General features: G+C 71.3%; 5 protein-coding genes. All 5 read left to right on the top strand.

Annotation, left to right across the window (positions count from 1 at the left end; genetic code table 11):
- The 5 genes from mftG to ACFO5K_RS16555 all read left to right on the top strand — a co-directional run bounded on the left by mftG (position 1) and on the right by ACFO5K_RS16555 (position 24,778).
- On the top strand, positions 1-1,389 hold the full coding sequence (mftG, locus tag ACFO5K_RS16575) for a mycofactocin dehydrogenase MftG (protein WP_378562884.1): 1,389 nt from the start codon (positions 1-3) through the stop codon (positions 1,387-1,389).
- 106 nt (positions 1,390-1,495) lie between these two features.
- Positions 1,496-2,866: a GAF domain-containing protein gene (locus ACFO5K_RS16570; protein ID WP_378562881.1), complete on the top strand. Its 1,371-nt coding sequence runs from the start codon at positions 1,496-1,498 to the stop codon at positions 2,864-2,866.
- A gap of 431 nt (positions 2,867-3,297) precedes the next feature.
- Positions 3,298-21,498, top strand: a complete 18,201-nt coding sequence (locus tag ACFO5K_RS16565; protein WP_378562879.1) for a non-ribosomal peptide synthase/polyketide synthase — start codon at positions 3,298-3,300, stop codon at positions 21,496-21,498.
- Positions 21,498-24,566 carry an AMP-binding protein gene (locus ACFO5K_RS16560; RefSeq protein WP_378562876.1) on the top strand — a complete coding sequence of 1,023 codons (3,069 nt, stop codon included), beginning with the start codon at positions 21,498-21,500 and terminating at the stop codon, positions 24,564-24,566. Before ACFO5K_RS16565 ends, ACFO5K_RS16560 begins: the two co-directional genes overlap by 1 nt.
- Positions 24,563-24,778 (top strand): MbtH family protein, encoded by a 216-nt coding sequence (locus ACFO5K_RS16555; RefSeq protein WP_378562873.1) that lies wholly within the window; start codon positions 24,563-24,565, stop codon positions 24,776-24,778. Before ACFO5K_RS16560 ends, ACFO5K_RS16555 begins: the two co-directional genes overlap by 4 nt.
- The last annotated feature ends 1 nt before the right edge of the window (position 24,779 follow it).

Raw genomic sequence — 24,779 nt, 5'->3', positions numbered from 1 at the left:
GTGGCGGGCACGCTGATCGTCGGCGCCGGGTCGGCGGGCTGTGTGCTGGCGGCCCGGCTCAGTGCCGACCCGGCGCGCACCGTGCGCGTGCTCGAGGCCGGGCCCGTCTGGCCCGCGCTGTCGGCGATGCCTGCCGCCTTGCGCGACCCCGCCCACCTGCCCGTCGGCCCGGACTCCGAGGTGGTGTGGCGCTATCCGGGGAACCTGGTGCGCGGCAGACTGGCCGGCGGCTCGGGCGCGATCAACGGCAGTTACTTCCTGCGTCCGCCCGCCGCCGACTTCGTCGCGTGGAGCGCCGCGGCCGGTCGCCGATGGTCCTTCGACGCGGTGCTCCCGGTCTTTCGCGGCCTGGAGAACGATCTCGACTTCGGCGCCGGCCCGGACCACGGTGACAGCGGCCCCGTCCCGGTCTCGCGTACCGCCGATCCGGCGCCGGTCAGCGTGGCGTTCGCGGCCCGGTGCGCGGCGGCGGGGTTCACCGAACTCACCGATCTCAATGCCGGCTCCGGTGCTGCCGAAGGTTTCGGGCGCGTGCCCTTGACGATCTCGGGTGGTCGCCGGGCCGGGCCCGCGGTCACCCATCTGTATCCGGCCGCCGCCCGGCCGAACCTGACGGTGACCGGTGAGACGACGGTGACCCGGCTGTTGTGGCGTGGTACTCGCGTGGTGGGTGTGGAGTGGACGCGCGGTGCGGAACGCGGGACCAGCCGGGCCGATCAGGTGGTGCTCTGCGCGGGCGCGGTGGAGTCGGCGGCGCTGCTGCTGCGTTCCGGAATCGGACCCGAAGCCCAGTTGCGGGCCCTCGGGATCCCGGTCGTGCGCCCCGCTCCCGTGGGTGCGTGGTGCACCGACCACCCGGAGATCGGCATCGAATACCCCGGCGAGCCGGGCCGCCCGGCGGTCGCGCTCGAGTACGTCCTGGAACTGGCCGACCTCGAATTGCGTCCCTACACCCCCCAGTTCACCGCGGGACTGCGCCGGCTCGGGGTGGCGTTGATGCACCCGGTGGCCGCGGGCGAGTTGACGTTGCGCGCCCCCGAGGCGTCCGTGCCGCCGCACATCGACCAGGGATATCTGCGCCGATCGCCGGATCGGGCAGCGTTGCGTGACGGTGTGGACATCGCGGCGCAAATCCTGGGCAGGCGGCTCGGCCCGGTCGATGAGGCGTGGCTGCGGGCGCACCTGAGCACTTCCCAGCATCTTTCGGGGACCTGCCGGATGGGCGCGGCGACCGACGAGCGCGCTGTGGTCGACGAATACGGGCGGGTGCACGGCATCGACGGTTTGGTGGTCGCCGACCTCTCGATCGTGCCGGTACCGCTGCGCCGCGGCCCGCAGGCCGCGGTGATGATACTCGCCGCAGCAATAGCGGACTATATGGTCGTGTGACCGAGCACTGTTTCGGACCTCGATGTGACCTGCGGGACAAACCCTGCACTTCTGGCGATTCGGCCGATAACTGGCCGGTACAGTTTGTAGCGGGAAAGAAAGGCAAATGGTCAGCAATCTTGCAGGTGGGCGGCCCCCACGGCAGGCGGCGGAGACGGGCGCACAGCTCGGAGCTCTGGAAGCCTATGCCGCACAGGCCCATGGTTTTCTCAGTGCCGGTGGTGAACAGCTGACCCAGCTGGCCGGTCTGTTGCGTCCGCTCGTTCTCGAGTCCTGGTTACGCAGCGTGCGCGGCGGAGTGGATCCGACCGATGTGCTCGACAGTCGCGGTCTGCGCGGTGCCGACCTGGTGCGTTATCGCGATGCCCATCCGCTGGCGGTACTCATGCCGCTGATCGACAAACTGCTGGTCCAGGACGCGGCGCGAGCCGGATTGATCGTCACCGTGGCCGACCAGTTCGGCCGGGTGCTGTCGGTGCACGGCCATCCCGAGCAGATCGACGCCGTCGCCCGGATCGGCGTGCGCGAGGGTGACGATCTCAGCGAGCGCCGGATCGGCACCAACGCCGTGGGCCTGGTGGTGCGCACCGGTCGCGCGACCTGGGTGCACGGCCCCGAACATTTCCTGCATCGGATGCATCAGATCACCGGCGCCGCGGCCCCGGTGCACGAGCCGGACGGGCGGCTGATCGGCGTGCTGATGATTGCCGGCGGGATGCGGGTGGCCAAGCCGGAGATCCTCGCGTTGGTCAAGGCCGCGGCCACCGCCGCCGAGATGGACCTGGTGCTGCGGGCGATGCGCGCCGGGCGCGGTAGCTCGGCCTCGGTGCCCGCGGTGGACCATGCCGCCGAAACCGAGCAGGCCACCCTCGGTCTCGAGGTGCTCGGCCTCGGACAGCCGCAGCTGAGCGTGGCGGGGGAGCGGGTGCCGCTGTCGCAGCGCCATGCCGAGATCCTGCTGTTGCTCACCGAACATCCCGAAGGTCTCGGCGCCGATCATCTGGCGCTGCTGCTCGACGACACCGATCTGGACAACGGCACGATCCGCGCGGCGATGTCGCGATTGCGGTCGGTGGTCGGCGCGGCCGTCGTGGGTTCGCGCCCATACCGTCTCCAGGTACATGTCGCAACCGATGTGGAGGCCCTGCGGGCGGCATTGGATTCCGGTGATACCGAATCCGCATTACGACTCTATGCCGGTCCGGTGCTGCCGCGCTCCTCGGCGCCGGGTATCTGCGACATCCGCGACGAGCTCCGGGTGCGTCTGCGGACCGCCGTGCTCGCTTCGGCCGAGCCGGCCGTGCTGCGGCGGTGGACCGCGTGTCAGGAAGGCCGCGACGACGCGGCCGCGTGGGCGGCCTACCGTGCCACGGTCGACCGCGATTCGCCCCTGTATGCGCAGATCGAAGCCAAGATTCGCGTGCTCGACCGGCGCTTGGGTGCCGATGCAACGCAGATGCAACGTTTCGGCTCATAGTCTGCGGTTCTGAAAGTGTGGTAGCTCACACATACGGGTCGGATGTGTTGGAGCACACACCCACGCCCTGGTCGTGGGAACCTCTGGGAACGGACTGGTCGTTCGTCCGATTTTTTTACCGGAAAAAGTTTCTTTTTATTAACTGAGCGCCTAGTGTCGGCACTGCATGGACAGGCTCCATGTGACATAGGTGACATTTGGAGGAACGATCAACAGCTAGGCATCTCGCGACAGACACACGGTCTGTCGCGCCGGCGGCCACCCGGTCCGCCGATCTCGTCCACATGATCTGTCGGGGATCTTGCGCTGGTGCGGCGATGCGCCCACCGCGTTCATGCCGAATCTCTCGGCTCACAGAGCACTGCAGGTGTCTTTGTGGTGCCCGAAAGAAGTTCGGACTGCTGTTTTTTTCGCGATACGAGGAGGCTCTGGTGCACGGTACGGAGTTGGGTGGGTTCAGTGCGCGACCGCAGGAGATCGACGGTGCCGGTGCGCCGTTCCCGCTGACCCCCGCCCAGCTGGGTGTCTGGTACGCGCAGCTGCTCGACCCCGACGTCCCGATCACCATCGCCCAGTACGTGGACATCACCGGTGAGCTGGATGCCGATGTGCTGCAACAAGTTACCGCCGAAGCCGCACACGCCTACGGATCGCCGCTGGTGCGCATCGGCGAAGCCGACGGCGTGCCGTACCAGGTCGTCGACCACGAGATCGGGATCGAACGCGAACTGCCGCTGATCGACCTGCGCCACCACGACGACCCGGTCGCCGCGGCCCAGGAATGGATGCGCGCCGAATTCGGCGCCCCGATCGATCTGCTCACCGATCGCCTGGTGGCGGGCGCGGTGCTGCGGGTGGCCGAGCAGCGCTGGTTCTGGTACCTGCGCGGACACCACATCGTGCTCGACGGTTACGGCGCGTTCACCCTGTCCCAGCGCATCGCCGAGCTCTACACCGCGCGGATGCTCGACACCACCGCCCGCCAGATCGTGCCCGGCGCACTGGCCGAACTGGTCGCAGGCGAGCAGCGCTACCGCGAGAGCACCCGCTTCGCCACCGACCGTGCCCACTGGGCCCAGCGCATCGCCGGACTCGACAGCCCGACTGCCCTCGACAGCCGCACCGCCCCACGTTCGGCGATCAATCTGGTCACCGGCGGCCGGCTCACCGACAAGCTCGTCGACCGCCTCGAAACCATTGCCGCCAGCGATGATTCGGCCATCTCTGCAGTGCTGCTCGCCGCCTTCGCCGCCTACCTGGGCCGGCTCACCGACCGCCCCGACGCGGTGCTGAGCCTGCCCGTCACCGCCCGCACCACGGCCGTCATGCGACGTTCGGCGGGCATGCTGTCCAATATCGTTCCGCTGCGCCTGCCCACCGGTGCGGCCGGCGCGGCCACCACCTGGGGTGAACTGTTGCGGGCGGCACGGGTGGAGGTGGCCGGCGCCCTGCGGCATCAGCGCTACCGCGCCGAGGACATCCGCCGCGACGCCGAGGACGACGGCCGCCCGGCCCGGCGCGCGCTGTTCGGTCCGCTCGCCAACTTCATGCTGTTCCGCACCAGCCTCACCCTCGGCAACACCACCGGCCGCTACCGGGTGCTGTCCACCGGCCCGATCGAGGATCTGAGCCTCAACGTCTACTACGGCGATCACGACCGCGTACACGTCGACTTCGAAGCCAACCCGCACCTCTACGACGCCGACACCCTCGCCCGCCACCACAGCCGGTTCCTGCGCTTCCTCGAGCGCCTGGCCGCGGCCGACCTCGCCACCCCACTCGGTGCGATCGATGTGGCCACCGAACTGGAACTGCAGGTGAGCACCGGGATCTGGAACGCCACCGAGTTCGACGTCGCGGCCACGCTGGCCGAGCGATCGGTGCCGGTAGCCACCCTGCCCGCGATGTTCGAAGCCCAGGTGGCGCGCACACCCGACGCGGTCGCGGTGCGGATGGCCGGTGCGCCCGGCGCGCTGACCTATCGTCAGCTGTCCCAGCGTGCCAACCAGCTGGCCCGGCGGCTGCGCGCCGACGGCATCGGGCCGGAATCGCTGGTGGCGCTGAGTATCCGGCGATCCCCGGACCTCGTCGTCGCCATGTACGCGGTGCTCGCCGCCGGTGGCGCCTACGTGCCGATCGATCCGGACCACCCGGCCGAGCGCATCGCGCACATCCTCGCCACCGCCGCGCCCGCCGCGGTCCTGACCACCACCGGCGACGCGGCGTTGCTCCACGCGCATGTCCCGGTGCTCGCCGTCGACGACCTCGAGCTGCACGGCTACGCCGACGACCCCGTCACCGATGCGGAGCGGACCATGCCGTTGCGCCCCGGTCACCCCGCCTACGTCATCTTCACCTCCGGCTCCACCGGCCTGCCCAAGGGCGTGGCCGTGGAGCACGCCGCGATCGTCAACCGGCTGGTGTGGATGCAACAGACCTACCGGCTGCACGGTGTGGACGTGGTGTTGCAGAAGACGCCGATGACCTTCGACGTGTCGGTGTGGGAGTTCTTCTGGCCCTTGCAGATCGGCGCCACCCTGTTGCTCGCCGAGCCCGACGGCCACCGCGATCCCGCCTACCTGCGCCGGGTGATCACCGAAAACGACGTCACCGTCGCGCATTTCGTGCCGTCGATGCTCGAAGCGTTCCTCGCCCAGCAGGAGATCGCCGCGCGCGGCCCGCTGCGGCTGGTGTTCGCCTCCGGTGAGGCACTGCCCGCGGCGCTGGCCCAGCGGCTGCGTGTGCTCACCGGCGCGCGGATGCATAATCTCTACGGCCCCACCGAAGCCGCCGTCGACGTCACCTTCCACGAGGTGTGCGACGCCGACCGGGTGACGGTGCCGATCGGCGCGCCGGTGTTCAACACCCGGCTCCATGTTCTCGACTCACGGCTGCGGCCGGTGCCGGTCGGGGCTCCGGGTGAGCTGTATCTGTCGGGGGTACAGCTCGCCCGGGGTTACGTCGACCGCCCCGAGCTCACCGCGAGCCGCTTCGTCGCCGGTGCCGGTGCGACGGGCGAACGGATGTACCGCACCGGTGACCTGGTGCGGTGGACCACCCACGGCGAACTGGAATACTTGGGCCGCACCGACTTCCAGGTGAAGTTGCGCGGTCTGCGGATCGAGCTCGGCGAGATCGAAGCCGTGCTCGAAAGTGTCGAGGCCGTGGCGCGCGCGGTGGTCGTGGTGCGTGACGACGCCGGCGTCGGCGAACAGCTCGTCGCCTACCTGGTGCTCGCCGAACCGGGTGCGGTGGCGGTGGACCAGCTCCGCGAAGCGGCCTTGCGGGCACTGCCCGGGTACATGGTGCCCGCCGCGTTCGTGCTGCTCGACGCGCTGCCGGTGAACGCGTCGGGCAAGCTCGACCGCAAGGCGCTGCCCGCCCCCGCGCGCAACACCGTCGCCTACACCGCGCCCGAGGGGCCGGTGGAGCAGACAGTGGCCCGGGTGTTCGGTGAGGTGCTCGGCACCGACCGGATCGGCCGCGACGACGACTTCTTCGCCCTCGGCGGCAACAGCTTGGTCGCCACCCAGGTGGCGGCCCGCCTCGGCGCCGACCTCGGTTGCCCGCTCGGGGTCCGCGACCTGTTCGGGGCCACCACCGTGGCCCGCCTGGCCGCGCTGATCACCGAACGCGCCGACACCGGTGTCTCGGCCCAGCTGCCGGTGCTCGCCGCCCGTCCCCGCCCCGCCCGTATCCCGCTCTCACCTGCTCAGCAACGTATCTGGTTCCTCAATCGTTTCGATCCCACCGCCCCCGGCTACAACATGCCCTTCGCGGTCCGCCTGCACGGCACCGCCGACCTGGCCGCCTTGACCACCGCCCTGACCGCGGTCGTCGACCGGCACGAAGCGCTGCGCACCGTGTTCCCCGCGGTCGACATCCCCGGCGGCGAAGTGGCCGAACAGGTGATCGGTGAACCCGGCCTGGTCCGGATCGGCGAACCCACCGGGGTCCCGGCCGCCGACCTCGACCACGTCCTGTCCCGATTCGCTCGCACCGGCTTCGACCTCGAACACGAACCGCCCTTCCGTGCCCGCATCTTCGTTGTCGAGGGTGGGCCCGCGGCGGGCGAGTGTGTGCTCGCGGTGGTTCTGCATCACATCGCGGCAGACGGGGTTTCGCTGCAGGTGCTGGTGCGCGATGTGCTCACCGCCTACCGCGCGGTCACCGGCGGCACCGCACCCGGCTGGTCGCCGCTGGCCGTGCAGTACGCCGACTACGCCCTCTGGCAGCGCGAACTGCTCGGCGCCGAAACCGATCCGCAGTCGTTGGCCGCGCGCGAAATCGCCTTCTGGGAGCGGACTCTGGTGGGTCTGCCCGATCAGCTCGAGCTTCCCGCCGCCCGGCAGCGGCCGGTGCGGCCCAGCATGCGCGGAGCACGCACCGCCTTCACCATCGACGCCGACCTGCACCGGCAACTGGCCGAACTGGCCCAGCAGGCCGGGGCTTCGCTGTTCATGGTGCTGCACACCGCACTCGCGGTGCTGCTGGCGCGACTGTCCGGCACCACCGACATCGCCATCGGCACCGGCGTCGCCGGCCGTGGTGACCGGGCCATCGACGACCTGATCGGCATGTTCGTCAACACCCTGGTGCTGCGGACCGAGATCGACCCGGCCGCGAGCTTCGCCGCCGCACTCGAACACACCCGCGAAACCGACCTCGCCGCCTTCGCCCACGCCACCGTCCCGTTCGACCGCCTGGTCGATGTGGTGAACCCGGCTCGCTCCTCAGCCCGCCACCCCCTGTTCCAGGTGGCGCTGAACTTCCAGGCCGACCTCGACACCACCTTCGAACTGGCCGGCTCCCCGGTGACGGTGCACGAGATCGAACTCGACAGCACCAAGTTCGACCTGCAACTCACCCTCGCCGAGAAGCGCGGCACCACCGGCGAACCCGCGGGCATCGAAGCCGTCGCCCTCTACGCCACCGACCTCTTCGACGAAGCCGATGTGCGCGACCTGGGCGCGCGTTTCGTGCGCGTGCTGACCGCGGCCGTCGCCGCGCCCGACACCGCGGTCGGTGACCTGGCGCTGCTGTCGGTGACCGAACGCGCCGCCCTCACCGGCCGGCGCGGCGCGCCGGTATCGGCCACCGGCCTGCTCCCGGACCTGCTGGCCGCCGCGGTCGCGGCCGACCCGGACCGGGTTGCGGTCACTGACGGCGCGCGCGGCCTCACCTACCGGGAGCTGGACCGGGCGTCCTCACGGCTGGCCCGGGTCCTCATCGATGCCGGTGCCGGCCCCGACGATGTGGTGGCGGTCGGTCTGCCCCGCTGTGTCGAGGCGGTCCTGGCGGTCTGGGCGATCGCCAAGTCCGGCGCCGCCTGGCTGCCCGTCGACCCGAGCTACCCGCTCGACCGGATCACCCACATGGTGACCGACTCCGGCGCGCGACTGGGACTCACGATGGTCTCGGTGCAGGGGGCACTGCCCGGCGCCATCGAGTGGCTGGCGGTCGACGAGCTCAAACTGATGGCCGAATGCGCCTGGCGCTCCGGCGATTCGGTCACCGACCACGACCGGCTGCGCCCGCTGCGCGCCCAGCATCTCGCCTACGTCATCTACACCTCCGGTTCCACCGGTCTGCCCAAGGGTGTGCTGGTGTCGCAGTCGGGCATCGCCGGTTTCGCCGCCGAGGAAACCGAGCGGATGTTCGGTTCCGCCGATGCCCGGGTGCTGCAGGTCGGGTCACCGTCGTTCGACATCTCGGTGATGGAGTTCCTGCTCGCGGTGAACTCCGCCGCCACCCTGGTGATCGCCCCGCCCGGACAGCACGTGGGCGACGAACTCGCACAGCTGCTCTCGGCCCAGCGCGTGACCCACGCCCTGATGACACCGTCGCGGTTGGCCGTGCTCGACCCCGACCGCCTCCACGACCTGCGCATGGTGATGGTCGGCGGCGAAGCCTGCCCGCCCGAGCTGGTCGCCCGCTGGACCACCGGCCCCACTCGCCGCGCCTTCGTGAACGCCTACGGACCGTCCGAGACGACGGTCGCCACCAACATCAGCGCCCCCCTCACCGCGGGCGCGCCACCGACCCTCGGCACACCACTGCGCGGCATCGCCGAATGGGTGCTCGACGCCCGGCTACAGCCGGTACCCGTCGGCGTGGCCGGTGAACTGTACGTGGCCGGCGCGCAGGTGGCCCGTGGCTACCGTGGCCGCGCGGCCCTCACCGCGTCCCGCTTCGTGGCGTGCCCCTGGGAGCCCGGAACGCGCATGTACCGCACCGGCGACCTGGTTCGCTGGAGCGCCGAGGGGACCCTGGAATACCTGGGCCGCAACGACGACCAGGTGAAGCTGCGCGGCTTCCGCATCGAACTCGGCGAGATCGAATCCGCCCTGCTGTCCCATCCCGCCGTCCGCCACGCCGTCGCCCTGGTCCGCCCCGATACCCACCGCGGCGACCAACTCGTCGCCTACCTCGTCCCCAGCGCCACGGCGGCACACACTGTCGACAGCCCCGCCGCGTCCGCGGTGGGAGCTGATGACCGCGCCATGTCCTCCGCACAGGTCGGTGACCGTCTTGAGCCCGGGATTCAGGCCGATGCCCGCGCCACGACCTCGGCGCAGGCCGATGGCTGCCCCATGATCGCGGTGCCGGCTGATGACCGCACCACGTCCATGGCGCAGGCTGATGACCGCGCCACGTCCATAGTGGACGCCGACGCCACGGCCGCTGCCGCTCGCGTCGGTGCCGAGCACCGCACCCAGGGCATCGACCTCGACGAGATCGCCACCATGCTGCGTGGCACGCTCGCCGCCCACATGGTGCCCTCGGCGTTCGTGGTGCTCGACGCCCTGCCGCTGACTCCCAACGGCAAGCTCGACCGCCGCGCCCTGCCCGAACCGGTGTTCGCCGCGCGCGCCTTCCGGGCCCCGGCCGCCGGCCCGGAGTCCGTGGTGGCCGCGGTGTTCGGCGAGGTGCTCGGGGTGGCGCGGGTCGGCGCTGATGACGACTTCTTCGCCCTCGGCGGCAACTCCCTGGTCGCGACCCAGGTGGCGTCGCGGCTGGGTGCCGCACTCGGTGTCACGGTCGCGCTCAAGACGATGTTCGAGGCGCCCACGGTCGCCGCGCTCGCCGCTCGGCTCGGCACCGAACCGGTGGCCGTGACCACCCCACCCCTGGTGGCGGGCGAACGCCCGCAACGGATCCCGCTGTCCTACGCCCAGCAGCGCATGTGGTTCCTCAACCAGTTCGACGCCGACTCGGTGGCCGACAACATCGCCGCCGCCATCCGTCTGACCGGCACCATCGATCAGGCCGCGATGCGCGCCGCCGTCGCCGCGGTCTTCGCCAGGCACGAGGCCCTGCGCACCCGCTACCCGGCCGTCGACGGCATTCCCTACCAGCAGATCCTCGCCGCCGAACAGCTCACCATCACCCTCGATCCCGAACCGATCGACCCGGCGGGCCTCGACGACCGGATCCGGGACCTGGCCGCGATGCCGTTCGCGGTCGACCGGGAACCGCCGGTGCGCCTGCACCTGCTGCGCACCGCCACCGACGAACACGTGCTGGTGCTGGTGCTGCACCACATCGCCGCCGACGGCTGGTCGGTGGCGCCGCTGACCCGCGACGTGATGGTCGCCTACGCCGCTCACCGCGCCGGCCTCGACCCGCAGTGGCCCCCGCTGCCGGTGCAGTACGCCGATTTCGCCCTGTGGCAGCGTGCGGCGCTAGGCGCCGAGGACGACCCGGATTCGCCGATGGCCCAGCAGATCCGCTTCTGGACCACCGAACTCGCCGGCCTGCCCGACCTGCTCGCCCTCCCGACCACCCACCCCCGGCCCGCCGTGGCATCGGGTCGCGGTGCGCGGCATGCCTTCTCGGTGCCCGCGGCGATCACCGACCGCCTGCGCGCACTGGCCACCGAGACCAATGCCTCGCTGTTCATGGTCCTGCACGCCGCTTTCGCCGCCACCCTGTCGAAGCTCTCGGGCCACCACGACATCGCCATCGGCACCCCGGTCGCCGGGCGCGGTGATCAGGCCATCGACCAGCTCGTCGGCATGTTCGTCAACACTGTGGTGCTGCGCACCGAGATCCCCGTGCACACCACCTTCGCCGAATTCGTCGGCACCGTCCGCGACACCGACCTGCGGGCCCTGGCCCACAGCGAGGTCACCTTCGACCGGCTCGTCGAGGCCCTCAACCCGGAACGTTCGACCGCCCGGCACCCCCTGTTCCAGGTGATGCTCGACTTCCAGAACACCTCGCGGACCGAACTCGAACTGGCGGGCCTGACCGCCACGGAAATCGAGATCGACCCCCGGTCGGCGAAGTTCGACCTGCAGCTGACACTGCGCGAGACCACCGACGGCCTGCTCGCCCGCTTCGAGTACGCCACCGAGCTGTTCGACGCGCAGACCATCACAGATTTCAGCACCCGCCTGCTGCGGATGCTGGATGCGGTGAGCGCCGATCCCAGCGTCGTGATCGGCGACATCGACCTGCTCGGCGCCGCGGAGCGCACCCAGTTGCTCGAGAGCTGGAACGCCACCGCGGCCCCGGTCGACCCGCACGCGACACTGGTCTCGTTGTTCGCCGAGCGAGCCGCCCGCACACCTGATGCGCTCGCGGTGACCTGCGAGGGCGAATCGCTCACCTACGCCGAGTTCGCCGCCCGCGTACACCGGCTGGCGCGCCTGCTGATCTCCATCGGGGTACGCCCCGAGCGCACCGTCGCGCTGGGCATGCACCGTTCGACCGATCTGGTCGTCGCCATGTACGCGGTCCTGGCCGCGGGCGGCGCCTACGTGCCGCTGGACCCCGAGCATCCCGCCGAGCGCATCGCCCGGGTACTCGACACCGCCGACCCGGTGTGTGTACTCACCCGCGCGACCGACGACATCGACCTCCCGGCCGGCACCGGCAAACTCGCGATCCTCGACCTCGAACAGCTCGATACCACCGACTACTCGCCCGAACCGGTCACCGACGCCGACCGACTGGCCACGCTGACCCCGGCCGCACCCGCCTACCTGATCTTCACCTCCGGGTCCACGGGCGAGCCCAAGGGCGTCGTGGTGTCGCACACCGCGATCGTGAACCGGCTGGTGTGGATGCAGGACGCCTACCGGCTCACCCCGGACGACACCGTGCTCCAGAAGACGCCCGCCACCTTCGACGTGTCGGTGTGGGAGTTCTTCTGGCCGTTGCAGTCCGGCGCGCGCTTGGTCCTGGCCGCCCCCGACGGCCACCGCGATCCGGGGTATCTCGCCGAGCTGATCGAGGCCGAAGCGGTCACCGTGGCCCACTTCGTGCCGTCGATGCTGTCGGTGTTCGTCACCGCTCTCGACGACTCCCCGCAGACGCGTTGCGCGTCACTGCGGTTGGTGTTCGCCTCCGGTGAGGCGCTGCCGCCCGCGTCGGCCCAACTGCTGCGCCGGCTCACGGGGACAGCTGTGCACAACCTGTACGGCCCCACCGAGGCCGCGGTCGACGTGACCCACCACGAGGTGAGCGACGCCGATGTCAGCACCGTGCCGATCGGTGTCCCGGTCCACAACACCCAGGTGTACGTCCTGGACGCGAACCTGCGTCCGGTTCCGGCCGGTGTCGCCGGTGAGCTCTACCTCGCGGGCGCCCAGTTGGCTCGCGGCTACGCGGGCCGCCCCGACTTGACCGCCGACCGGTTCGTGGCCAACCCGTTCGCCGGAGACGCCGCGGGGGCACGCTCGGCCACCGTCTCCGCTGCCGGCGAGCGCATGTACCGCACCGGCGACCTGGTGACCTGGACTGCCGACGGCGAACTGAACTACCTGGGCCGCACCGACTCCCAGGTGAAGCTGCGCGGTCTGCGTATCGAACTCGGCGAGGTCGAGGTCGTGCTGACCGCGCGGGCCGAGGTGGCGCAGGCGGCGGTCGTGGTCCGCGACGACGCGCTGGTCGCCTACCTCGTCGCGGCCGAGGAGATCGACGAGAACGCGCTGCGGGCGGCGCTCGCCCGCACCCTGCCCGCCTACATGGTCCCGTCGGCGTTCGTCGTGCTCGCGGAGTTCCCGCTCAACTCGTCGGGCAAGCTCGACCGGAAAGCACTGCCGGCGCCGGTGTTCGAGGCCGCGGTATTCCGTGCCCCGGGCACCGAGGTGGAGCGGATCGTGGCCGCCACCTTCGCCCAGGTGCTCGGTTTCCCGGCCACCCGCGAAGTCGGCCTCGACGACGACTTCTTCGCACTCGGCGGTAATTCGCTCAACGCCACCCAGGTCGTGGCCCGCCTCGGCGCCGCCCTCGACACCCAGGTGCCGGTGCGCCTGCTGTTCGACGCAGCCACCGTGCACGCCCTCGCCGAACGCTGCGCCACCCTGCGCGGCACCGGTGCCCGGCGCGAACTCACCGCTCGCGAACGCCCGCAGCACATTCCGCTCTCGCCCGCCCAGCGCCGCATGTGGTTCCTCAACCGCTACCTCGCCGACGCCGAGGGCCCCGGCGACGCCGTCGACAACATTCCGGTGGCCCTGCGCCTCACCGGCGACCTCGACCGCCCCGCACTCGAGGCGGCCCTGGCCGACGTCCTCGACCGGCACGAAACCCTGCGTACCAGCTACCCGGAGGGCCCTGACGGACCCGAGCAGCTGATCGCGGACACCACGGACCTCGCCCTGCGATCCGAGCCGATCACCGAAGCCGAACTGCCCGCGCGACTGTTGTGGTGTGCCGCAGTGCGATTCGACCTCACCACTGAGGTTCCGGTGCGCGCGAACCTGTTCGCGGTGGGCGCCGACCACGTGCTCGTGCTGGTCGTGCACCACATCGCCGCCGACGGCTTCTCCCTCGGCCCACTGGCCACCGACCTGATGACCGCCTACACCGCCCGCCGCGCCGGTGGCGCCCCCACCTGGGCTCCACTGCCGATCCAGTACGCCGACTACGCCCGCTGGCAGGACGAGAACCTCGGCGATCCCGCCGACACCGCTTCGCTCGCCCACACCCAGCTGGCCTTCTGGCGCCGTGGCCTGGCCGGTCTGCCCGAGCGGCTGGCCCTGCCCGTCGACCACCCGCGGCCCGCCGAAACGAGCTTCCGCGGCGGTGTGCACCGCTTCCACATCGACTCCGATCTGCACAGTGAACTGCGCGAGCTGGCCCGCAAGCACGAGTCCACCCTGTTCAGCACCGTGCACGCCGCGCTGGCCGTGCTGCTGGCGCGCCTGTCGGGCAGCGGCGACATCGCCATCGGCACGCCGGTCGCTGGCCGCGGCGAGGCCGCGCTCGACGGCCTGATCGGCATGTTCGTCAACACCCTGGTGCTGCGCACCCAGATCGACCCACGCGCCGAGTTCGAAACCACCCTCGACGCGGTGCGCGCGGGCGACCTGGACGCGTTGTCACACGCCGACCTCCCCTTCGAACAGGTCGTCGAGGCCGTGGCCCCGGCGCGGGCACGTGATCGCCACCCCCTGTTCCAGGTGGCCCTGGTGTTGCAGAACTTCACCGTGCCCGCCCTGGAAACAGCCGGGTTGCGGGTGACGCCCGTCGATTTCGATGCCACCGTCGCCAAGTTCGACCTCCAGTTCACCCTCCGCGAGTCCGACGACATCGACGGCCGCGCCGACGGCATGTCCATCGAAATCGGCTACGCCACCGACCTGTTCGACCCGAGCACGATCACCGTGCTGGCGCGCCGGTTCACCCAGGTGCTGGCCGCCGTGGTCGCCGACCCGACCGTGGTGGTCGGCGACATCCAGTTGCTCAGCGCCGAAGAGCAGCAGCGCACCCTGCACGACTGGGCCACCACCGCCACCTCGGTGACCACCGGCGCCGAGACCATGGTCGCCCGGTTCGCCCGCGCCGCCGCCATCGACCCGGACGCCGTCGCGGTGAAGGCCGGCGACAGCACACTCACCTACGGTGACCTCGACGCCTGGTCCAACCGGCTGGCCCGCCGCCTGGTGCGCGCCGGGGTGGGCCCGGAGGCGCTGGTGGCGGTGGCGTTGCCGCGTTCGGTGGAGCTGGCGGTCGCGCTGCTCGCGGTGCTCAAGGCGGGCGGCGGCTACCTGCCGATCGACCCGAACTACCCCGCCGACCGCATCGAATACGTCATCGACGACGCCCGGCCGCTGTGTGCCATCACCAATCGCGACACCGGCCTGCCACGCGACTGGTTCGGCGGACCGGTGATCGACCCGGCCTGCGGCAACTTGAGCGACTTCGCCGCCGACCCGCTCACCGACACCGACCGCCGCGCCCCGCTCGCCCCAGCGCACACCGCGTACGTCATCTACACCTCCGGCTCCACCGGTCGCCCCAAGGGCGTGGTCGTTCCGCACACGAACGTGCTGGCGCTGCTCGACAACACCGCGCAGCGGTGCGGATTCGGGCCGTCGGACGTATGGACGATGTTCCACTCCTACGCCTTCGACTTCTCGGTGTGGGAACTGTGGGGTGCGCTGCTGCACGGTGCGTCGGTGGTGCTGGTCGACTACTTCACCTCCCGCTCGCCCGAGCAGTTCCGCGCGCTGCTGCTCGCCGAACGGGTCACCGTGCTCAACCAGACACCGTCGGCGTTCTACCAGCTCGTCGCGGCCGACCTGGCCGCCGAACCCGCCGACTACGCGCTGCGCACCGTGATCTTCGGTGGCGAAGCACTGGAACCGCAACGGCTGGAAGGCTGGTTCGCCCGCTACCCGGACGCGCCGCGGCTGGTGAACATGTACGGGATCACCGAGACCACGGTGCACGTTTCCTACCGCGAGATCACCCCGGACACCGGGTCGGCCAGTGTGATCGGCGGTGCCATCCCGGGGCTCACGGTGCGCATCCTGGATTCGCGGCTGCGGCCGGTTCCGGTCGGTGTGCCCGGCGAGATCTATGTCTCCGGGCCGCAATTGGCACGCGGTTACCTCAACCGTCCCGCTCTCACCGCGAGCCGCTTCGTCGCCGACCCGTACGGTGCGCCCGGCACGCTGGCCTACCGCTCCGGCGACCTGGCCCGCTGGAAGGTGACTCGCGGCGCGCCGACGGTGTCCGGCCGTGAGCTGCCTGTTGCAGCCGGCGCACAGCAGCGTGCGGCACAGGTGGACCTCGAATACCTGGGTCGCGCCGACCAGCAGGTCAACCTGCGCGGCTTCCGCATCGAGCTGGGCGAGATCGAGGCCGCGCTGTTGCGCAGCTCGGCCGCCCCGCGCGAGGTCGCGGTCCTGGTCCGCACCGACCTCGTCGACGAGCCGCGCATCGTGGCGTACCTGGTCGTGAGCACGCCGGTCGATACCCAGGCCATCCGCCAGGAACTGGCGCACACATTGCCCGAGCACATGCTCCCGGCGGCGGTCGTGCCCGTGCAGCGGATTCCGCTGACCGTCAACGGCAAGCTCGACCGGGCCGCGTTGCCGGCCCCGGTCTTCGAGACCACCGTCTACCGCAAGCCCGCGACGATGACCGAAGAAGTCATCGCGGCGGTCTTCGCCGAGGTGCTCGGCCGCACCGGCGCCGACGAGCACCCGGTGGGCGCCGACGACGACTTCTTCGCCCTCGGCGGCAGCTCGCTGCTCGCCGCGAAGGCGGTCGCCCGCATCGGCGCCGCCCTCGACCGGCGGGTGGGTGTGCGCACCCTGTTCGAGTCACCGCGCGTCGCCGAACTGGCGGCGGTGGTCGACGCCCAAGCCGCGGTCGACCGGCCCGCCCTGGTGGGTCGCGCCCGCCCCGAGCGGCTGCCGCTCTCACCGGCCCAGCAGCGCATGTGGTTCCTCAACCGCTTCGATCGCGACTCGGCGGCCTACAACATCCCGTTCGCCCTGCGCCTCAGCGGCGCACTCGATGTCGCGGCCTTCCGGGACGCGGTGGCGGATGTGGTGGCCCGTCACGAATCCCTGCGGACGGTCTACCCCGAGATCGACGGCGCCCCGGTCCAGTCGATCCTTCCCGCGGCGCGGGCGATCGCCGTGCTGCCCCCGCACCTCGGCACCTCGTCCGGGTCCGTGGAGCCCGACGACGCGACGGCGCCGTCCGGAAGCATCCCGGCGCTGCTGCCCATCGAGGCCACCGAAGCCGCACTGCCGCAGCTGATCCGGGAGCTGGCCGAGACCACCTTCGACGTCACCACCGAGATCCCGGTGCGGATGCGCCTGTTCCAGGTGGCCGACACCGAATTCGTGCTCACCGCCGTGCTGCACCACATCGCCGCCGACGGCTCGTCGATCGCGCCGTTCGTCGCCGACCTGATGCGCGCCTACACCGCCCGCCTCGCCGACACCGCGCCCGGCTGGACCCCGCCCGCCGTGCAGTTCGCCGACTACGCGCTGTGGCAGCGTGAACTCCTCGGTGACGAGGCGGACCCGGATTCGGTGGCCGCCCAGCAGGTCGCCTACTGGCGCGATCAGCTCGCCGGCCTGCCCGACCAGCTCGCACTGCCCACCGACCACCCGCGTCCCGCCCGGCAGTCACTGCGCGGTGACAAGGTGAGCCGCACCGTCGACGCCGAGCTGCACGCCGCCCTGGTGGCACTGGGCCGTGGCAACGGCGCCACCCTGTTCATGGTGGTCCACGCCGCCTTCGCCGCCCTGCTGGCCCGGCTCTGCGGCACCGGCGACATCGCCGTCGGCACCCCCAACGCCGGGCGTGGCGAAGCCGAACTCGACGAAGTGATCGGCATGTTCGTCAACACGCTGGTACTGCGCACCCCGGTCACCGCCGACGCGCCGTTCACCGAACTGCTCACCACCGCCCGCACCACCGACATCGGCGCGTTCTCGCACGCCGACGTGCCGTTCGAACGGCTCGTCGAGGTGCTCAACCCCGCCCGGTCCACCGCGCGGCACCCGCTGTTCCAGGTGGGCTACTCCTTCCAGAACCACGACCGCGGCCGGCTCGAACTTCCCGGCCTCACCGTCTCCGACATCGAATTCGACTCCGGCGTCGCGCAATTCGATCTGCACCTGTTCGCCCTGGACAACTACACGACCGACGGCGCGCCCACGGGCATCGAACTCACTCTCGGCTACGCGACCGATCTGTTCGAGCCCGCGACCGCCGAACGGTTCGCCGACCAGCTGCTGCGGGTCCTCGAATCCGTCACCGCCGCACCGCACTCCCGCGTCGGCGACCTCGACCTGCTCGGCACCGACCGCACCCTGCTGCTCGACACCTGGAACGCCACCGCGCACCCGGTCGCCCCGGCCACGCTCGCCGACCTCGGCGCCGCCCAGGCCGCCCGCACGCCCGGCAACCTCGCCCTCGTCGACGCCGAATCCGGCGAGTCGCTCGACTACGCGGCCTTCGACGCCCGGGTGAACCGCGTCGCCCGCCTGCTCATCGCCGAGGGCGTCGGCCCGGAACGCACTGTGGTGCTGGCCATGCGCCGCGGCCTCGACCTGGTGATCGCCATGCACGCGGTGGTGCGGGCAGGCGGTGCCTACGTGCCGATCGACCCCGACCACCCGGCCGACCGGATCACCCACATCATCGGTACCGCCGCCCCGCTGTGTGTGCTCACCACCGCGGCCGACGGGCTGCCGATCACCGTGGACGTGCCCGTCTTCGAACTCGATCACCGCGCGCTCGGCGATCTCTCGGCCGCGACGGTGACCGATGCCGAGCGGCACGCGCCGCTGCGGCCCGAGCACCCCGCCTACGTCATCTTCACCTCCGGCTCGACGGGCCTGCCCAAGGGCGTCACCGTGCCGCACGCGGCGATCGTCAACCAGCTGGCCTGGTTGCGCGAACGCTTCACCATGACCGGCGCGGACCGGGTCCTGCTGAAGACCCCCGCCACCTTCGACCTGTCGGTGTGGGAGTTCTGGTCACCCCTGACCGCCGGCGGTGCGCTGATCGTCACCCGCCCGGGCGACGAGCGTGACCCGGACCGGTTGCGCGCGACGATGACCGCCCACGGCGTCACCGTCCTGCACGCGGTGCCCGCACTGCTCGGCATGCTCCTCGCCACCGCCACCGCCACCGCCACCGCCACCGCCACCGCGCTGCCGGCGTCGCTGCGCGCGGTGCTGGCCATCGGGGAAGCACTGCCCGCCGCCACCGCCGCCCAGTTCCACGCCGCGACCACCACGGCACGCCTGCACAACCTGTACGGCCCGACCGAGGCCGCGGTGTCGATCACCGAGCACGAAGTGCCACCGTCGGTTTCGCAGGTCGTGCCGATCGGCACACCGGTCTGGAACAGCGCGCTCTACGTGCTCGATGCCCGGCTGCGCCCGGTGCCGATCGGCGTCGCCGGTGAGCTCTACCTGGCCGGTGACCAGCTGGCCCGCGGCTACCACGGACGCCACGACCTCACCGCCGACCGCTTCGTCGCCAACCCGTTCGCCGGCTCGGGCAGCACCGGAACCCGGATGTATCGCACCGGCGACATCGTCCGGTGGCGCGCCGACGGCACCCTCGAATATCTCGCGCGCGCCGACTTCCAGGTCAAGATCGGTGGCTTCCGCATCGAACTCGGTGAAGTGGAAACGGCCCTGCTGCGCTGCGCCGAGGTGCACGCCGCCGTTGCCGTCGCCGGTACCGACGCGGACAACGGCGCCCGCCTGATCGCCTACGCCGCGGTCACCGACCTCACCGCCGGCGACGAGCAGGCGGTGGCAGCCCGGCTGCGCGCCCAGCTCACCGCCGAACTGCCCGCCTACATGGTGCCCGCCGCGCTGGTCGTCCTCGACGCGCTGCCACTGAACGCGAACGGCAAGGTCGACCGCGCCCGGCTCCCGGAACCGGAGTTCGCCGAGGCCGCCTACCGCGCCCCGGTCACCGCGGTCGAACAGCTCGTCGCCCAGACCTTCGCCGAGGTGACCGGGTGCGCGAGCGCCGGCCTGGACGACGACTTCTTCGCCCTGGGCGGCAACTCGCTGATGGCGACCCGGCTCGCGGCCCGCCTGGGCACCGCGCTCGGTGCCCAGGTGCCCGTGGCCGCAGTGTTCGACGCGCCGACCGTGGCCACCCTGGCCGCTCGACTCGGCGCCGCCGACCGGGCCGGCGCCCGCCCGCCGCTCACCCGGCGCACCGGCGACGACCCCGCGGTGCTCTCGCCCGCACAGCAGCGGATGTGGGTCCTGCACCAGCTCGCCCCGCAGTCGTCGGCCTACCACATTCCCGCCGCGCTCCGGCTCACCGGCGACCTGGACCTGCCCGCCCTGCAGTCCGCGATCGGTGACCTGCTGGCCCGCCACGACACCCTGCGCACCCGCTACCCGGACACCGCCGACGGCCCGGTGCAGCAGGTGATGCCCGCCTGGTCGGCCGCGGTCGACCTGACCCCGATCCCCGTGGCTCCCGACGAACTCGAGACCCGGATCGCGGCGCTGGTCGCCGGACCTTTCGACATCACCGCCGCGCCGCCGGTGCGGGCCGCGCTCTACGGTCTCGGCGCCGACGACCACGTGCTGGTCGTCGTCGTGCACCACATCAGCGCCGACGGCTACTCGATCGCCCCACTCACCCGGGATCTGGTGCGCGCCTACGTCGACCGCAGCGCGGGCGCCGAACCCGGCTGGGCGCCCCTGGACATCCGCTACGGCGACTACAGCGTCTGGCAGCGCGAACTGCTCGGCGACGACAGCGATCCGGACAGCGTACTGAGCACCCAGCTCGCCTATTGGACCCGCGAACTCGCGGGCGCACCGGAACTGCTCACCCTGCCGACCGACCGCCCACGCGCCAATCGACGCGAAATGCGCGGAGCAACTGTCGAATTCGAGATCGACGCCGAGCTCACGCACCGCTTGGACGAGGTGGCCCGCAGTAACGGAACCACCCTGTTCACCCTGGTCCACAGCGCACTGGCGGTCCTGCTGGCCAAACAGTCCGGCAGCACCGACATCGTCATCGGCGCACCCGTGGCCGGCCGTGGCGCCCGCGAACTCGACGACCTCGTCGGCATGTTCGTCAACACCGTCGCACTGCGCACCGAGATCGACTCGCGCGCCCCGTTCACCGACCTGCTGGCCCAGGCGCGACAGCGCGACCTGGCGGCCCTCGCCCACGCCGACGTGCCCTTCGAGCAGGTCGTCGATGCGCTGGACCGTGCCCGCTCCGGCGCCTACACGCCGCTGTTCCAGGTGATGCTCACCTTCCAGAACATGCCTCCGGGCAGCATCGACCTACCCGGATTACAAGTGCGAACCCTGGACCCCGGCCTCGGCGAGGCCAAATTCGACCTGCACCTCACCGCCCTGCAGCGTTACGACGCCGCGGGCGACCTCGACGGCCTGGACCTGCACTTCGGGTACGCGAGCGACCTGTTCGACGAGTCGACCGTGCGGGTGCTCGTCGAACGTTTCCGCAAGGTACTCGCCGCCGTCGCCACCGACCCCTCGGTGGTGGTGCGCGCGATCGACGTGCGCACCGACGCCGAACACGCACCGCGCACCTTCACCGTCGCCGACCTGCCGAGCCTGGTCGGCTCGGCGGCGCGACTCTCGCCGGCGACCGTGGCCTTCACCCACGGCGAGCACGCCATCTCCTTCGGTGACCTCGACGCCAAGCTCACCGCGGTGAGCCGGGCGATGGGCGCCAAGATGAAACCCGAAGCGCTGGTCAACGTCGCGCTGGCCGGGCTGGTGCCCGGTGTGCTCGCCGCTCTCGGTGCCTCGGGACTCACCACCACTGTGCACACACTGGTGACCGATGCCGCCGCGGTGATCGCCCGGTCGGGATCGGCCGACGACTCGGAAGGACAACTCTGATGTCGCACACGGATTCGGTCACAGCCGCTGTCTCGCTCGACACGCTGCTGTACAACCCCGCGCAGTCGCGAAGCCGCGACCCGGCGACGCTGCTCGCCGCGTTCACCGCTCAGGTCTGCCACGATCCCGCCGCGACGGCCGTGACCCACGGCGCGGCCGAACTCACCTACGGTGCGCTGGCCGAACGAGTCGAAGCGCTGGCCGCCGCCCTGGCCGAACGCGGCGTCGGACCCGAGACCACCGTCGCGGTGCTGTTGCCACGCTCGGCCGAACTGGTCGTGGCCGTGCACGCCGTCATCGCCGTCGGCGGTGCCTTCGTGGTGCTCGACCCGCAGGCCCCGGCCGACCTACAGGCCCGCACGCTGGCACTGGCCACGCCGGTGCTGCTACTCACCACCACCGGCACACCACACCCCGAAGCCACACCCGTGCTGACGATCGACACCGTCACCTCCGGCGGCCTCCCGAGCGAACTGCCCGGCCCCGGCGCCGACAACCCCGCCTACCTGGTGGTGGATCCGGGCGCCGGCTCCGCTGTGGTGGTCGGACACCGCGCGGCTCAGGCCAATTCGGTGTGGCGCCAGCGGCTCTGCGGGATCGGCGCCGGTGACTCGGTGCTCTGGCACGCCCCGCTGAGCGGGCAGGCCGCCATCGGCGAACTGCTCCTCGCGCTACAGACCGGGGCCACCCTGGTCATCTCCGGCGCGGAAACGCTGGCCCGGGCCGTCGCCGAAACCCGTGTCACCACAGCCTGTTTCGATCCGGACGAGCTCGCCGAACTGGCCGCCCTGCCCGATGCCGAACAGCGGCTCGACGCGCTGCGTGTCGTACTCAGTTGCGGTGCGCCCTTGCCCGCGAAGACCGCAGCCGCGCTGCGCGCGGTGAGCGGCGCCACGCTGTGGCACGTCTACGGCCGGCCCGAAACCGCCGGTGAGTTCGTGGCCCACGAGGTGACCGGCGCCGACCTGGAAGTGGTGCCGCTGGGTTCGGCCGCCGACGACGTGGAACTGCTGATCCTCGACGAACACCTGTGCCCCGTGGCCGACGGTGAGATCGGTGAACTCTACGTCTCCGGTGTGCAACTGGCGCGCGGTTACCTCGGCAGGCAGGCCACCGCGGCCACCTTCCTGGCCAATCCCATCGGCCCGATCGACGACCGCATGTTCGCCACCGGCGACCTCGTGCGCCGCAGGCCGCCGACCCCGGGGTGGACCGCCGAACTCGAGTTCGTCGGCCGGGTGGAGAACCGTCCCGACCTGTACCGGCCCGAGCCCCGTCGCGGTGGCCTCCCCGGCGAACTGCTCCTCGACGAATTCGAAGCCCAGGCCGCCGCGACGCCGTTCGTTCCCGCCGTCGTCCACGTGCCGGACGCGGCCGGCTCCGCGGCGATCATCACCTACGGCGATCTCGACCGGCGCACCAATCAGCTGGCCCGGCATCTCAGCGCCCTCGGCGTCGGGCCGGAAGTCACGGTGCTGGTGGACATCCCACGCTCGGTCGAACTGGTGGTCGGCATCTACGCGGTACTCAAAGCCGGTGGGGCGGTGGTGCCGGTGGAAGACGCCATACCACCGGCCGCCGCCGATCCGGGCCTGATCCTGACCGTCAGCGGGCGCCGGCATCGCGCGGTGTACGACATCCCGTGCGTCGTGCTCGACGAGGTGGCATCGGCGGACTACTCCGACGAGCCGATCACGCGCGGCGAACGCCGCAACCCGGTCCTGCCGCAACACCCCGCCTTCGTGCTGTACCCGCGCGGCGCGCGCCACGGCATCACCGTCAGCCATTCCGCCGCGGTGCACCGGGTCACCGGCATGCAGGGCAGGCACGGCTTCACCGGCCGCGACGTGTACCTGCACCAGGCCGCGGGCACGGTGACCGAATGGCACGGCTACCTGCTGCCGCTGCGTTCCGGCGCCACCGTCGTACTCACCGAACCACCTGATCCGCCCCGGCTGGCCGATCTCGTCGCCACCTACGGCGTCACCGCCGCCGACTTCACCCCGCCGCGCCTGACCGCGTTCACCGACCACGTCGACCGGCGCGGGCTGCGCGACCGGATCACCACGCTGCGCAGCGTGGTGGTACTCGGCGCACCGCTGAGCGCCACCGAGGTCCGCGCGTTCGGCGCGGTCTCCGATGCCCGTCTGCACCACGACTACGGGCGCGCCGAGGCCACCGTCACCCTCACTTACCCGCGGCAACGCGACACCGACCTGCCCGAGCCACCCGCGGTGCGGGTCCGTGACTGGAACCGCCGCGTCTACGTGCTCGACACCCGGCTGCGACCGACCAGCCCCGGCGCCGTCGGCGAGCTCTACCTGTCCGGGGCGCAACTGGCCCGCGGTTACCGCGACGAACCGGCCGGCACCTCGGATCGCTTCGTCGCCAACCCCTTCGGCATTCCCGGCGAACGGATGTTCCGCACCGGCGAACGCGCCCGCTGGGAGATCGACGGCACCGCGGCGACCTTGGTGCGCCTCGGGGCCACCACCGCCGCCCGACCGCAACCGGCTGTCGGTGCCAGCATGCGCGCGCGTGTCGGCGCCGACGTCGGCCGCCGGCTCGCCGAACTGGCACACCGGCACGCGGTGCCGCCCTTCGCCATCGCCCGGGCCGCGATGACGTTGCTGCTGTCCCACGAATCGGGCACACCGCCGGCGGGCACCACCCTCGCCGACATCCTGTGCGCCGAACCCGACCCCGTCGTGTCCTCGAAGACCGCCGCCACCAGTGAATGCTGCGCGAAGACCGGTCCGCTGGGCCCGGTCACCCTGAGCTACTTCGACACCGGCGCCGACCCGTTCCCCGTCCCCGGCCTGGAACTGGCCGCGGTCCGCTTCGACAGTCCCGGCCCGATCCACGGTGTGCACTTCATCGTCTCCGCCCACCCCGACCCCGCCGACCATCTCGGTCTCGAAATCGAATACCACGCAGACCGTTTCGACGACCAGACCGCCGCCGCCCTGCTCCGCCGCTTCGCGCGCGCCCTGGCCCTGCTCACCACCGCGCCCGAAACCCCCATCGACACCTTCGACCTGCGTATCCCCAGGAAGGCCCTGCCATGACCAACCCGTTCGACGACGACAACGCCCAGTTCTACGTCCTGGTCAACAGCGAAGGCGAACACTCGCTGTGGCCCACCTTCGCCGCTGTGCCCGGCGGCTGGACCGTGGCCTTCGGCGCCGCCCCCCGCACCTCCTGCCTGCACTACGTCGAATCGCACTGGCTCGACATGCGTCCCAACTCCCTCATCGCCGCCATGGCGAACGAAACCTGAC

This window comes from Nocardia halotolerans, from assembly GCF_042650145.1.
Lineage (GTDB): Bacteria > Actinomycetota > Actinomycetes > Mycobacteriales > Mycobacteriaceae > Nocardia > Nocardia halotolerans.
This window is presented reverse-complemented; position numbering and strand designations above follow the sequence as displayed.

Excerpts from the sequence above, each read along its gene's own strand:
- ACFO5K_RS16570 (WP_378562881.1), top strand. The coding sequence starts at position 1,496 with ATGGTCAGCAATCTTGCAGGTGGGCGGCCCCCACGGCAGGCGGCGGAG.
- ACFO5K_RS16555 (WP_378562873.1), top strand. The coding sequence starts at position 24,563 with ATGACCAACCCGTTCGACGACGACAACGCCCAGTTCTACGTCCTGGTC.
- ACFO5K_RS16560 (WP_378562876.1), top strand. The coding sequence starts at position 21,498 with ATGTCGCACACGGATTCGGTCACAGCCGCTGTCTCGCTCGACACGCTG.